This window comes from Massilia sp. IC2-476, from assembly GCF_020707295.1.
Lineage (GTDB): Bacteria > Pseudomonadota > Gammaproteobacteria > Burkholderiales > Burkholderiaceae_D > Telluria.
Map to the genome: position 1 here is coordinate 130,299 of NZ_JAJFER010000007.1, position 14,313 is coordinate 144,611.

Genomic DNA, 14,313 nt, shown 5'->3' on the forward strand with positions numbered 1-14,313 from the left:
CGTGGCTGCAAGACAATGATAGTAAAGGGATAAATGGCTAGTCAATAAAATATTGACATTATTTTTTTACATGTAAAGTAACGTGTAAAACCTTGAGTTTTACACGTGCCATTTATCGATGACGTATTACCGCATTATTTGATTTATTAATCCGAATTTCGGCGAATGAATTGGCCAATAATTCGAGAATTAATATTATCTGGGGAATAAAAAGGCGCTGTCACCGCCAGGTGTGGAAATTGAACTGCCGAGCCAAATGGATGTCCAAACTGGATCGATGACCAGGAGGGACCATGAATGCCGCAGGCTTTCGTCGTTTGCTGCAACAGGCTGGCTTGCTCAGCCGCCAGCAACGATCGCTACTGATCGAGTTCCTGAGCCCGGCCCTTGGCCTGGATCAGGCGTACGAAGCCATCGATGGCGCCCGGCCTGCTCCCCTGTGTTGCCCTGAATGCGGCGGCAGTCGCCACTACCGCCATGGCATCGTCCGGGGCCTGCAGCGCTACCGCTGCCGTGCCTGCGGTCGCACCTTCAGCACCTTGACCGGCACGCCTCTTGCCAGGCTGCGTCACCGCGGCAAATGGCTCGACTATCTCAAGGCCATGCTCGACTCGCGTACCGTGCGCGCGGCGGCAAAGCACGTCGGCGTGCACCGCAACACCAGCTTTCGCTGGCGCCACCGTTTTCTTGACGGGGTACGGCTCGATCAACCCGAGCGCCTGACGGGCATTGCGGAGGCAGACGAAATGTTTATTCTCGAATCGCAAAAGCGTTCGCGCAGCCTCGACCGACCTGCCCGCAAGCGTGGCGGGAGATCACATCGTCGGGGCATCAGCCGCGAGCACGACTGCATTCTCGTCGCCCGCGACCGCGGCGGCCAGACCTGCTCGTGCGTGACCGGACGGGCTGCGGTCACGGCCAGACAGCTCCACCGGCACCTGCTCCCCGTGCTCGACCCCGACGTGCTGTTGGTGACCGACGGGCATATTGCATACCGGACCTTCGCGCGCGAGGCTGGGATTGCGCATGCGTTTGTGAAGCTGCAGGCGGGCGAGCACACGCGCGGCGCCGTGCACGTCCAGAACGTAAATGCCTACCACCAGCGCCTGCGCGGCTGGCTGTCGCGCTTTCACGGCGTTGCTTCGCGCTATCTGCCGAATTACCTTGGTTGGCGCTGGGCGCTGGATGAAGACCGAATTAACGCCCCCGAGCACCTGCTGCAGACGGCAATTGCCGTTTTCCACATCCAACGATGACAGCGCCAATAAAAAAACCCGCCGAAGCGGGTTATCGTGGTGAGCCTGTCAAGGTGAAACGATGCTGGCCGCCGGCCCTCGCCTGCCCGTGCGATCGAAGGCCGCGACCCGGATCGTACCGCGCTCGAGGATCGGTCCGTCGACCAGGCGGCTCGACGCCAGCGGCTCGCTGCCATCGACGGTGTAGCGCAACACCATGCCCGGCAGCACATGGTTGGCCAGCACCCGGCCCCCATCCAGCAGCAGTCCGGGCGGCGCGATGCGGTAGGCCAGCCTGGCGCCGTCCAGGTCGAGGCGCGGCAGCACGCGCTGGCCAAGGGCATTGACGAAGCCGGTCCAGGCGCGGCGGTGCAGGACCCCTGCCTTGACCGGATCGAGCGTGGTGGCCCAGGCCGGATCGGCCGCCCAGGCGCGCTCGGCCAGCGCCGCCAGGCGTGGCATCACCAGGTAGTCGATCCGCGCGGGATCGCGCACGCTTTCCGCGAACAGGTTGGCCTGGATGCCGCGCACGCGGCGCTTGCCGTAGTCGGTCAGGCGGTCCTTGCCGACGCGGGCGCTGTCCGGCGCATCCTTCATGATGTCGAAGGGGATGAAGTCGTACACGGTGTCGAGTTCCACGTAGGCGCCCCAGTTGACGCCGTGTTCCTCGGGATTGGCGTTGTGCGCCATGTCGAAGTACGCGCGCGTCACCGGCGTGAGCACGATGTCGTAGCCGGCATTGGCCAGGCGGTAGGCCAGGTCTTCGGCGCCCGCCGTGTTGTTCCACACGTAGGCGGTAAAGCCCTGGCGGGTGAAGCGCGGGTTCGGAATCAGCTTGCGCGCGCCGTCGAGCTGCGTCTTGCGTACCGCCAGTTCTTCCCAGCCGGAAGTCCTCATGCCGTGGCGGCGCACGATGGCGTCGACGCGTTCGTAGAAATGGTCCCACAGGTCGGCCGTGCTCTCCAGGCCCAGCTTCTTCATCATAGCCAGGCTGGCGGGCGACTTTTCCCATGCGCCGTTGGCCAGCTCGTCGCCGCCCATGTGGATCGTCTTCAAGGGCACGCCCGCGTCGCGGTGCAGGGCCGCCATCTCGCGCACCACGTGCTCGATGAAGGTATAGCTCGATTCCAGGCCCGGATTGATCACGTTGTCCCTGAAGTACTGGGCTGACAAGTATTCCGAGCGGTCATCCAGGTCGTTCAGCAGGTAGCGCGCGGCGTCGCGGCTGCCCGCGCCCTTCAAACGATGGTAGCGCGCCTCCATCGCCTGCACGGCGGCGCGCGCATGGCCCGGCATCTCGATCTCCGGGATCACCTCGATGTGGCGCGCCTGGGCGTAGCGCAGGATCTCCTGGTAGTCGGCGCGCGAGTAGTAGCCGCTGCCGCTGCCGTCCTTCGGGTCGGGCCCGGAGCCGAAGGCCGGCTGCAGGCGCTGGCCCGGGCGGGCAGCGTGGCCGCGCACGGCGCCGATCGCGGTCAGTTCCGGCAGACCCGCGATCTCGATGCGCCAGCCCTCGTCGTCAGTCAGGTGAAAATGAAACTTGTTCAGCTTGAAGCGCGCCATCAGGTCGAGCCACTTGAACACAGTTTCCTTGCCATGGAAGTTGCGCGCCACGTCCAGCATGAAGCCGCGGTAGCCGAAACGCGGCGCGTCGACGATGGTCAAGACCGGCAGGTCCAGCGTGGCGCTGTCGGGCAGCGGCAGCAGGTCGCGCAGCGTCTGCAGGCCATACGCCACCCCGGCCGCGCTGTTGCCGACGATGTCGATGCCGCCGGCGGCGCTGATCTGCAGGCGGTAGGCTTCGGGGGAATCCTGTCCCTCGACCTTGCCGAGGGCCAGCCGCAGGGCCGGGCCGCCGGCGGCGGGCAAGGCAGCCGGGAACAGCGAACGCGCCAGCGCCGCTTCATGCGACAGCCCTGGCGCTGCGCTGATCGCCGGCCGGCCTGCCAGCAGCAGGCGTCCGTCCCCAGGCTGCAGCTTCAGGGGCGTTGGCAGCACAGGCGGCAGCTGCGATGCCGGCAGCAGCTCCGCGCGCGCGTTGCGCCAATAGGTGTCTTCCGGGCTTACCGCCGAATGCGGGCTGCCGACCTTGCCGCGCTGGGGCGGCTCCGCCAAGGGGACGACGCTGTACTGCAGCGCCACAGCCTGCTCGGGCATGGCGTCGTACACGAGGTAGGGACTCCCGGGCGCCTTGGAAGACATGAATACCCCGTCGGGATGGCGATAGGCGAATTCCACGCTCTCGCCAGGGGCAAGCCCCTTGAACCCCGGTCCCGGACGCAGGCGGTTCAAGCCGCCGGCGATCTGCTCGAGTACCAGTCCGGCCGATTGCACGCCGGACGGCATGCGATCGATGCCGGTGAAGTAGAGCGACCAGCCGGAGGGCGGCAGCGGCCGGGTGTCGCCATTGGCGAGGATGAAGCGCGCGGGCGAACCGCCCTGCGCCAGTTCCAGGCCCGCCGGCTTGCGCTGCAGCTCCCAGCGCAAGGATAGCTGCGCGCCGTCGGCGACATCATGCACCCCGGTAGCGGTCTGGGTGGCGGACGCCTGTCCGGCCAGCGCGGAAGGCCCCGCCAGCACCAGCAGCACCGCCAGCAGGGTCGATATCATCATCGTCTTCTTGTCCAAATCCAGGTCTCCTCAATTGGCCGCGCTGGGCCGCGCAAACAGGCGTTCGATCTCTTCCAGCGACTTGCCCCGGGTCTCCGGCAGGAAGAATGCCGCCGTGATGAAGTACAGCGCGGTGCAGCCGGCCCAGAACAGGAACATCATGTGGAAGCCGAAGTTGCCCACGATCGGCAGGAAGGCGCCGGCAATCAGCGTGCCGGTGCCCTGGTTGATCAGGAGCGCCACACCCATGCCGACCGAGCGGATCCGGGTCGGCATCAGCTCGGACAGGGCCAGCCAGACGCACACGCCCGGTCCGACCGAAAACGCGGCGATGAAGCCGGCGATGCACAGGGCCGCCAGCAGGCCACTGTTCTTGTCCGGGATCGGGCCGACGCTGGCGCGCACGATTTCCAGCCGCTCGGCGCCGGCGCCGGCGGGCGGCTTGACGACGATGCGCCCGTTCGGCACGGCCTGCGCTCCCGCTGTCGCCGTATACGCTTCGGCCACCTGCTGCTTGTCCCCGTACTGGTACAGGACGCTCAGCAGCACCGGTCCGGACGCCGAGCGCGCAAAACGGGTGTCCGGCAGGTTCAGGTCGAGCGCATTGTCCCGCACCTGGGCCGCCACCTCGGCGCGCACGTCGACGCGTTGCGATTCGAAGCGGTAGAACAGCAGCGCCAGCAGCAACAGCGACACCATGATCCCGGCGGTGCCGATCTTGAGCAGGAACACCCTGCCCTTGCGCTCGACCAGCATGATGGCGAACACCGTCATCACCATGTTCAGGATCTTGATCGCGGTGCCGTAGCTGGCCGCGCTCACCGGATCGAGCCCGGCGTGCTGCAGGATGGTCGACATGAACTGCAGGATCGAATTGATGCCGGTGGCCTGGTTGCAGCCCAGGATCACGCAGGCCAGCACGAAGGGCAGCACGTAGCGCCGCTCGGTGAACATTTCGGCCAGCGCCGCGGCGCGGCCCACCTTGGGGCGTGCCTTTTCCTGCGCCAGCGCGGCGCCGATCTCGGCCAGCTCGGCTTCGCACTGCGCCGCCGGGCGCAGGCGCGCCAGCACGCGCGCCGCATCGTCCGTGCGCCCGCGCAGCATCAGCCAGCGCGGCGATTCGCGCACGAACAGGCAGCCGAGCAGGAACACGCTGCCCGGGTACAGCACCGCCAGGAACATGCTGCGCCAGGCGCGGTCGGCCGCAAGCGCCACCGCGGCCGCATCGCTGCCGGCGGCCTGGATCGCCAGCTCGGCACGGCCCAGGTAATGGTTGCCGATGAAGGCGGCCAGCACGATGCCCGCGGTGAGCGCGAACTGGAACAGCGCCAGGCCGCGCCCGCGCTGGCTGGCCGGCAGGCACTCGGCCAGGTAGAGCGGCACCACCACCGCGATCACGCCGCCGCTCAGGCCCTGCAGCAGGCGCCCGAGCAGCAGCGGGACGAAGGACTGCGACAGGTAGATCAGCGAAACGCTGCCGACGAACAGCAGCGCACTCACCACCATCATCGGACGGCGCCCCAGCCAGTCGGCCAGCATGCCGGCCACCACCGAGCCCAGGATCGAGCCGCCCATCACCGCCGCCACCACCAGGGACAGCTGCCCCTCGGGCAGGCTGGTAGCCCGGTGCAGGTAGGGCATGGCGGGATCGATGATGCCGATGTCGATGCCGTACAGGAGTCCGCCCATACCGCAGACGGCAGTCAGGAACAACAGGTGCAGGCGCTGCTGGTGCTGTGTCGACATGGCTGGCCTCGGTAGCGATTGTTGCCGGATATCATAATCGCAATATGGGCCGGCGCACATACCGACGTGCTCGTTGACGTCGCCGGATGCTGGACGGTATATTGAAATCGATTTCAAGTCGACAGCCACAGCCTGCGTCGGACAGCGCGACAACAATAACGGAGACCGCATGTACCACCCTGCAACCCATTCCGCCCCATTCCCTTCCGCGTCGCGCCTGGCCCTGGCGGCCGCCTGCGCCACGCTGCTGCTCGCCGCCGATGCCGGCGCCGCGCAGCGCGCGCAGATCAAGCTCAATCAGGTCGGCTTCCTGCCGGGTGCGCAAAAACTGGCGGTGGTGCCGGGCGACGCACAGGCGCGCTTCGCCGTAGTCGCGGCGGACAGCGGCAAGCCCGCATTCGAAGGCAGCCTCACGGAGGCCGCCACCTGGGACCTGTCGGGCGAGCGCGTGCGCCTGGCCGACTTTTCGGCGCTGCGCACACCCGGCAGCTATCGCCTGCGCGTGGCTGGCCTGCCCGACTCGGCGCCGTTTGCCATCCAGCCCGGCGTCTACCGCGCGCTGGACGCGGCCGCCATCCGCAACTACACCCTGAACCGCAGCGGCATCGCCCTGACGCCGGCGGTGGCCGGCGCCTATGCGCGTCCGCTGGCCCACCCGGACACCCGGGTACTGGTGCATGAATCGGCAGCGACCAAGGCGCGCCCCGCCGGCACCGTGATCGCCAGCCCCAAGGGCTGGTACGACGCCGGCGACTACAACAAATACATCGTCAATTCCGGCATCAGCACCTGGACCCTGCTGGCGGCCTACGAGCACTTTCCTGACTGGTTAGGCAAGCTGGCGTTGAACCTGCCGGAATCCGGCAACGGCCTGCCCGACATCCTCAACGAGGCGCTGTGGAACCTGGACTGGATGCTCACCATGCAGGATCCGGACGACGACGGCGTCTACCACAAGCTGACCAACAAGGCCTTCGACGGCATGGTGATGCCGGAACAGGCCACCGCGCCGCGCTACGTGGTGCAGAAGACCACCGCCGCCACGCTCGACTTCGCGGCCGTGATGGCGACCGCCGCCCGCGTCCTGGCGCCGTTCGACGCCCAGGCAGCGCGTTCTCAACGCTACCTGGCCGCTGCCGAACGCGCCTGGCGCTGGGCCGAGGCCAATCCGGCGGTGCTGTACCGGCAGCCGGACGACATCCACACCGGCGCCTACGGCGACAAGAGCGTGGACGACGAATTCGCCTGGGCCGCCGCCGAGCTCCTGATCAGCACCGGCAAGCCGGCCTACCGCGCGCGCGCCTTCGCTTACCGCCCTACTGCGGGCGAAACCGCGCCCGGCTGGGCCAACGTCGGCATGCTGGGCTGGCTCTCGCTCGCCCGGCATGGCGAGCGCCTGCCGCAAGGCGTGGAAGCGGCGGGCGTGCGCAAGGACCTGGTGGCGCTGGGCGACCGGCTGGCGGGGCGCTGGCGCGCCTCGCCCTACCGCGTCACCATGACCAAGGAGGACTTCGTCTGGGGCAGCAGCTCGGTGATCCTGAACCAGGCGATGATGCTGGTGGCGGCCTATCGGATCGAGCCACGGCCGGAATACCTGCATGCGGCGCAATCGGGGCTCGACTATGTCCTCGGCCGCAACGGCCCGGGGGTCTCCTTCGTGACCGGCTTCGGCACGCGCTCGCCGATGCACCCGCACCACCGTCCGTCGGAAGCGGACGGCATCAAGGCGCCGGTACCGGGCATGCTGGTGGGCGGCCCCAACCCCGGCCAGCAGGACGCCAAGGACTGCCCCGCCCCCTATCCATCGAAACTGCCGGCGCTGTCCTGGCTCGACCACATGTGCAGCTACGCCAGCAATGAGATCGCGATCAACTGGAACGCGCCGCTGGTCTACGTGGCCGGGGCGCTGGAGTCCCTGCAACGCTGAACCCACGCGCAACATTGAATGTTGTACGCAAACATTCTTGTTGCCGCGGGCTCGCGACCTGCTCTACACTCCTGTCGCAGGCGCGCGTAAAGACGCGTCGCTGGACCAAGTACAGGAGACGACATGAACGACAAGCCGATCCGCCGGATCGTGATCGTGGGCGGGGGCACCGCCGGCTGGATGGCGGCGGCGCCGCTGGCCCAGCGCCTGGCGCGCCGCCAGGAGGCGCCGTGCGAAGTGATCCTGGTGGAGTCGCCGGAGATCGGCACCATCGGGGTCGGCGAGGCGACCTTGCCGACCATCCGCTACTACAACGCCGCGCTCGGCCTCGATCCCGATGACTTCGTACGGCGTACCAAGGCCAGTTACAAGCTCGGCATCGAGTTCAAGGACTGGGGCCACCTCGGCAACCGCTTCTTCCACGGATTCGGCGACTTCGGCCCCTCGCTCGACCGGCACCCGTCCCACCTGTTCTGGCTGCGCATGGCCACGCAGTTCACGGAGATGCCGGCGCTGGAGAACTGGTCGATCACGTCGATCATGGCGCGCAAGAACAAGTTCATGCCGCCGCACCACCACACGCCTTCGATCACCGACGGCTATTCCTACGGCTTCCATTTCGATGCCGGCCTGTACGCGAACTACCTGCGCGACTACGCGGTGGAACACGGCGCGCAGCGCATCGAAGGAACGGTGGCGGAGGTGGAGCAGCACCCGGAGAGCGGCTTCATCACGGCCCTCAGGCTGCGCGACGGCCGCCGGGTGGAAGGCGACCTGTTCGTCGATTGCTCGGGATTCCGCGGTCTGCTGATCGAAGGGGCGCTGAACGCCGGCTACGATGACTGGAGCGCGCAGCTTCCCTGCAACAGCGCCCTGGCCGTGCCCTGCGCCAGCGCACCTGTGCTGACGCCCTATACCCGCTCTACCGCCAAGGAGGCGGGCTGGATCTGGCGCATCCCGCTGCAGCACCGCACCGGCAACGGCCACGTCTACAGCAATGGCTTCACCAGCGACGAGCGGGCACGCGAGCTGCTGCTCGACTCCCTCGACGGCGCCGCGCTCGACGAGCCGCGCCAGCTACGCTTCGTCACCGGCCGCAGGCGCAAGTCATGGATCAAGAACTGCGTCGCGGTGGGCTTGTCCGCCGGCTTCGTCGAACCGCTGGAATCGACCAGCATCAGCCTGATCGAGACCGCGGTCGGCAAGCTGGTCGAGCTGTTCCCGGACCGCGACTGCCGGCCCGAACTGGCAGATGAATTCAACCGCTTCATGGGGGTGCGCTACGAGTCGGTGCGCGACTTCATCATTCTGCATTACAAGCTCACGAAGCGCGATGATTCGGAATTCTGGCGTTACTGCGCCAATATGCCGATTCCGGATTCGCTGCGCCACCAGATCGAGCTATTCCGCGAGACCGGGCGGGTCACCATCCTCGACCCCCACGGCTTCGCCGAGCCTTCCTTCGTCGCCATGCTGATGGGACTGGGCGCAGTGCCGAAGCGTTACGATCCTTTCGTGGACGGCGCGGACATCCGCGAGGTCCATGGGCACTTCGCCGGTGTGCGCGACATGATCGTGCAGGCCGTGGAGCGCATGCCGACGCACGACGCCTACATTGCCAGCCAGCTCGCAGCAGCGAGCCCGCGCGCCGCCTGAGCCGCGCCCAGGCTTACCAGCCCATCCGAGCCCGCACCAGGGCGGTCAGCTTCGCTGCATTCGCCTGGTGATGGTGTACACGCGGATGCTGGCCGTAGCCCGTGTAGTCGAAGAACAGCGTGTCGATCCGCTTGTCGCCGTCTTCCTTGCGCATGCGTTCCACGGCCGCGGTGACGTAGCCCGGCCACGGCGAGCCGGGCCGGGTCGCGTCCATGCTGCCGAGCGCGCACACGATGTAGGCCTGCGGGTAGAGGCGGCGAATGCGCTGGACGAAGCTCTTGTAGGCTGCGATACGCGCGGCATCGTCCGGCTCCGGCTGCAGCTTGTGGTCGCGGCCGATCAGCCAGCTGTCGTTCTGCAGCAGATTGACCACCACCACGTGCGGCGTCCAGCGCGTGAAATCCCAGCGGCTGTCGTTGTTGCCGACCGCGCTCAGCTGGTCGTAGAAGTCCGGCATGGTAAAGGGGAACCAGCTGATCATCACGCCGATGCCGCTCTGCGAGGTCAGGTGCGCCTCCGCCTTCAGCTGGCGGGCGGCGATCGCGGCATAGGACAGGAAGCTGTTCTTGTCCTTGCCGGCGTCGTCGCGGCCGTTGACCGCGCCCTCGTTGCCCATGCCGCTGGTGATCGAGTCGCCGAAGAACTCGATCCGGCGCGCGGGCCGCGGCGCCGGCGGCAGCAGCTGCGCGCCGTCGTCGAGTTCCAGGCCGTGGAACACGGTCGTCCCCTCTTCTCCTTCGGTGCGCTTGGTGATCAGGAAGCTGTGGGTGCCGGGCCGGAGCTTTTGCGCCACCACATAGGTGGCCTCGCCCTGCTTCGCTTCCACCACCAGCGGCGCGGAGAGATCCCCGTCCAGGAACACGTTGAAGTAGTTGCGGCCGCGCTGGTCGTCCAGCCTGATGGCCAGCGAGGTGCCCGTGAAGCGCCCGGCAATCGAGGTGTTCGGCCAGGAGATCACCGGCGCGCCAGGCCTCGAGAAGTCGATGCGGCCCGTGTACTGCAGCTTCGCATCGTCGGCGGCAACCGGCGTGGCGGCCGCGGCCAGGCCGGCATGCAGCAGGCCAGCCAGGGCAAGCCCCAGGGAAAAGGAGAGTGGTTTCATGGCGGCGCTTTCAGGAATGCCGGCAGCTTGTCCAGCGTGATGACCTTCGGATGGTGATACACCTTGTTCTTGTGCTCGGCCGTATTGTAGTAGTCGCCGGTCCAGAAGCTGGTCTTGTCGGCCACGCCGGCAGCGCCATTGGCGTCGTTCCAGACGGTAAACCAGAGCCAGGGCGCCCCTTCGGCCAGCATCTTGTCGGGATCGGGGATGTAACCCGTTTCGGTCAGCGCCACCGGCTTTGCTTCGCCGCCGATCGCCAGCGCCCGGCGGTAGGTCGCAGCCTGCGCGCCGTAGCGCTTGCGGTCGCTGTCGTCGTAGATGTCCCAGCCGACGATGTCGACCACGTCGTCGCCCGGATACCAGGCTTCGTCCTGCCCGTTCCACACCCAGATCAGGTTGTGCAGCCCGTGCATCCCGGTCATGCGCCGGTACATATGGCGCCACAGCTCGATGTTGGCGCGGGCCGGCGACTCGCCGTCGCTGCGCTGACGCCCCCACCAGAACCAGCCGTCACCCTTGTGGCCGGAGGCCTCGTGCAAGGGGCGCCACAGCACCGTGACGCCGGCGTCGCGCAGGCGCCGCAACTGCGCCGCGACCAGGTCGATGCCGGCATTGAGCTGCCGGTAGGCGGCGCTGGCGGTATCCAGCTGCCCCTTGTCCATCGGGATGGTGAAGCCCGTGTTCTTGCCCGCATCCGGCTCGCGGACGTAGAAGTTGGCCCGGTTGACGCGCGCGGTCCCCAGCAGCGCCGGGTCGCGCCAGTGCCAGCAAAAGCTCACCAGGCCGCCGCGCCGGGCAAAGGCGATCGCCTCTTCCACCTGGTGCAGGCCGGAAGCGTCGGGAGCGCTCATCCCCGTGTTCATGAAGTCGTAGCCCATCAGGGCGGGATACTTGCCGGTATCGTCGAACACGCGCTGGGCCATGTCGACCCGGTCGTTCCAGGTCAGGTCCTGCTGGCCGGCGATGACCTGTCGGCCCCAGATGCCGTGCAGCCAGGCGTAGACCGCCTGCGCGTGGCTGCTCGCCTGCGGGTTCGACAGCCTTGGGGCCGCGGCCGCGGCGAACAGCGCCGGACTGGCCGCGGCGCCGGACAGCGCCGCCAGCCCCTTGAGCAGCTGCCTGCGTGCGCTCACAGCTTGATCGTGACCGGACGGCCGTCGTAGCTGACCGACTTGTCGTAGGCGTCCAGGTCTTTCGAGGCCGCGGTACCCGGACGCAGCACGCGCACCCGGAATTCGCGCTGCACGGGCATGCCCTTGTACTTGCCCTGGCGCGCGCCGATCGTGACGGTGCCGGTGCGGTCGTCGTAGCTGAACGGAATGCGGCTGAATTCTCCGCGTGCATAGGCGTTGCTCACGCCGTCGTCCTCGTACAGGCTGGCCTGGCCGTCGGCCCCGGCGACGACTTGCAGCACCAGTGGGGCATCCGGCTTCTCGTCCACGTACTGGGTCACCGGGCCGGTCGGGATCAAGGCGCCGGCACGCAGGAACAGCGGGATGCGCTCGCGCGGCGCCTGCACCGTGACGGTATTGCCCCCCTTGTGGCGCTCCCCGGTGTCGAAGTCGATCCAGTCGCTGCCCTGCGGCAGGTAGACCTGGCGCGAGCGCGCGCCGTAGCTGGTGACCGGGGCGACCATCAGGCTGGGGCCGAACATGTACTGGTCCTTGATGTTCTTCACCCGATCGTCGTGCGGGAAGTCCATCACCACGCCGCGCATCATCGTGCCGGATTGGTAGTGGGTGTCGGCCGCCATCGTGTAAATATACGGCATCAGGCGGTAGCGCAGCTTCAGGTAGCCGACCATCGCATCGCGCATTGCCTCATCGTCGCCCACCAGGTTGTAGATCTCGCGCTTGACCACCTCGCCGTGCGAGCGGAACAGCGGAGAAAACGCGCCGAACTGGAACCAGCGCAGGTTCAGCTCGCGCCATTCCTTCATGTCTTCCGGATTGGCCTGCCTGGTACCGGTCGTGCGGTTTTCCTGGGCCGAGCCGACGTCGCCGACCTGGAACCGGGTCTCTTGGGCGTAGCCGCCGATGTCGTGGGTCCAGTTCGGAATGCCCGACATCGAGAAGTTGATGCCCGACGCGACCTGGTCGGCCAGGTTGTTCCAGCGCCCCACCGTGTCGCCGCTCCACACCGCCACCGAATTGCGCTGGATCCCGGCGAAACCGGAGCGCGACAGGATGAACTGGCGCTTGTCCGGCTGGTCGCGGCGCAGGTTCTCGGCGAAGCCTTGCGAGTGCACCAGGCTGTAGGGGTTGAAGGTGATCTCGCCGGCGCCGTAGACGGTGGGGCCGATCAGCTGCTTGAAGTCTTCCAGGCGCGCATTGGACAGGATGTCCGGCTCGGTATTGTCCATCCACCAGGCGTCGAAGCCCAGGTCGACCAGCTTGTGCTTCATCTGACGGTAGTAGATGTCACGCGCTTCCTTGGTGTAGGGGTCGTAGTGGCTGTTCTTGTAGCCCGGGCCGACCCAGTCCAGATCACCGTTCTCGACATTCTTGGTCCACATGTGGCCCTTGGCCGCCAGTTCCTTGTAGTTGTCGGTATTGGCGTAGAACTTGCCCCAGATGGACAGCATGATGCGCGCGTTCTGCTTGTGGACGGCATCGACCATGCCCTTCGGGTCCGGGAAGCGGGTCTTGTCCCAGTCGTGCGAGCCCCAGCCGTCCTGCGGCCAGTAGAACCAGTCCTGCACGATGTTATCCAGCGGCCAGCCGCGCTTGCGGTATTCCAGGACCGTGTCGAGCAGCTGCTGCTGGGTCTCGTAGCGCTGGCGCGACTGCCAGAAGCCGTAGGCCCATTTCGGCATCATCGGCTGCTGCCCGGTCAGGTGGCGGTAGCCGGCGATGACGCGGTCCATGCTGTCGGCGCTGATGACGTAATAATTGATCGCCTCCGCGATTTCCGAGGACATGGTGAGCGAGTAGCGCTCCGGCTTGGGCAGCGGATTGTTGTGGGTGATGGCGATCATCCCGCTCGACACCTTCCAGTCGAGGTGCAGCTTCACCGGCTTGTTCTTCTCGAACTTCACCTCGAAGTTGTGGTACCAGGGGTTCCAGCCCATGCGCCAGACGTCCATCACCTCCTTGCCGTCGATGGACAGGCGCGCGTAGTCCGACGAGTACAGCTGCATCTTGTGCACGCCGGGTTTGTCGCTTTCCATGCTGCCTTCCCACACCACCCTGCCGTCCTTGATGTCCTTCAGCGGCGGCAGCTCCTTGGGCCAGTTTTCCGCCACGTCCTTCAGGTACTGGTAGGCGATGTCCTTTTCCTGGCGGGTGAAGGCCAGCTTGCCGTCGATGTAATAGCGGGCCGTCAGGCCACCCGGTTTGCCTTCCGCGTCGCGCAGTTTCAGGTCGCGCGACATCCAGGCATAGGGCGTCGGGTCGCCGAAGCGCGAGATGCTGTTGTTATCCCATAGCAGACCGTAGTTCTTGTCCGAGACGACGAAGGGGACCGAGGCGATCATGTTGTGCTGGGCCAGCAGCACGTCTTCGCCGTTATAGTTCATCTGCGAGTTCTGGTGCTGGCCCAGGCCGTAATAGGCGTCGCGGGTGCCGTGGTTAAAGCCCTGGGTGATCGCGAGGAAAGGCTTGCCGCCCACCGTGAGCGGCTTCATGCTCTCCGCGTCCTGGCGCAGGATCGGCTTGCCGGCCGCATCGAAAAAGGCCACACGGCCGTCCTTCAGCGACATCGTGGCCGAGATCTTGCCCGCCTTGAGCAGTACCGCTTCGTCCTTGCCGGCGCGGGCGCCGTCCACGCTGAAGCTGCAGGCGCAGGGCGCCGCGACCGTCATCAGGGACGGCGTGAGCGCCTTGCCGGGCGCGTCGAACTTCAGCACCTGGATGATGTTGTCGCTCATCAGGTTGAGGCGCACCAGCTTTGCGGCGCCGCGGTCGGGCCGCACCTCGATGCCGGTGGCCGTTTTCTGGTAGGTGCCGGCAAAGGCCTGGGTGGCTGCGCACAGCAGCAGGACGGTGGTCGCCGTACGGGTAATTCGCATTGCGGGTCTCCTGGTCTTATTGTTGGGG

At 66.7% G+C, this 14,313-nt stretch carries 8 protein-coding genes; 3 read left to right on the top strand and 5 right to left on the bottom strand.

Translation table 11 applies throughout. From position 1 onward, the window contains the following. The first annotated feature begins 293 nt into the window (after positions 1–293). Positions 294–1,256 (top strand): IS1595 family transposase, encoded by a 963-nt coding sequence (locus LK539_RS18415; protein WP_307729119.1) that lies wholly within the window; start codon positions 294–296, stop codon positions 1,254–1,256. Between the two features lie 48 nt (positions 1,257–1,304). Here LK539_RS18415 and LK539_RS18420 read toward each other — a convergent pair whose 3' ends face one another. Both LK539_RS18420 and LK539_RS18425 read right to left on the bottom strand, forming a co-directional pair. Next, the gene (locus tag LK539_RS18420) at positions 1,305–3,863 is read right to left on the bottom strand and encodes a family 20 glycosylhydrolase (RefSeq protein ID WP_227802515.1); all 2,559 of its coding nucleotides are present in this window, start codon (positions 3,861–3,863) and stop codon (positions 1,305–1,307) included. A gap of 12 nt (positions 3,864–3,875) precedes the next feature. Then, positions 3,876–5,591, bottom strand: coding sequence for an MFS transporter (locus LK539_RS18425; RefSeq protein WP_227802516.1), 1,716 nt, complete (start codon positions 5,589–5,591; stop codon positions 3,876–3,878). A 169-nt stretch (positions 5,592–5,760) separates the two neighbouring features. Between LK539_RS18425 and LK539_RS18430 the strand changes: the two genes are divergently transcribed. Then, positions 5,761–7,518, top strand: coding sequence for a glycoside hydrolase family 9 protein (locus tag LK539_RS18430; protein ID WP_227802517.1), 1,758 nt, complete (start codon positions 5,761–5,763; stop codon positions 7,516–7,518). Positions 7,519–7,641: 123 nt separating this feature from the next. Next, the gene (locus tag LK539_RS18435; RefSeq protein ID WP_227802518.1) at positions 7,642–9,174 is read left to right on the top strand and encodes a tryptophan halogenase family protein; all 1,533 of its coding nucleotides are present in this window, start codon (positions 7,642–7,644) and stop codon (positions 9,172–9,174) included. Between the two features lie 13 nt (positions 9,175–9,187). On the opposite strand, the gene LK539_RS18440 is transcribed toward LK539_RS18435, so the two are convergent. Genes LK539_RS18440 through LK539_RS18450 form a run of 3 tightly spaced genes read right to left on the bottom strand, consistent with a single transcriptional unit; the run spans position 9,188 to position 14,285 of the window. Next, positions 9,188–10,276: an SGNH/GDSL hydrolase family protein gene (locus LK539_RS18440; RefSeq protein ID WP_227802519.1), complete on the bottom strand. Its 1,089-nt coding sequence runs from the start codon at positions 10,274–10,276 to the stop codon at positions 9,188–9,190. Next, the gene (locus LK539_RS18445) at positions 10,273–11,409 is read right to left on the bottom strand and encodes a glycosyl hydrolase (protein WP_227802520.1); all 1,137 of its coding nucleotides are present in this window, start codon (positions 11,407–11,409) and stop codon (positions 10,273–10,275) included. The genes LK539_RS18440 and LK539_RS18445 overlap by 4 nt, the downstream gene beginning before the upstream one ends. Beyond that, on the bottom strand, positions 11,406–14,285 hold the full coding sequence (locus LK539_RS18450; protein WP_227802521.1) for a TIM-barrel domain-containing protein: 2,880 nt from the start codon (positions 14,283–14,285) through the stop codon (positions 11,406–11,408). The genes LK539_RS18445 and LK539_RS18450 overlap by 4 nt, the downstream gene beginning before the upstream one ends. Between the last annotated feature and the right edge of the window lie 28 nt (positions 14,286–14,313).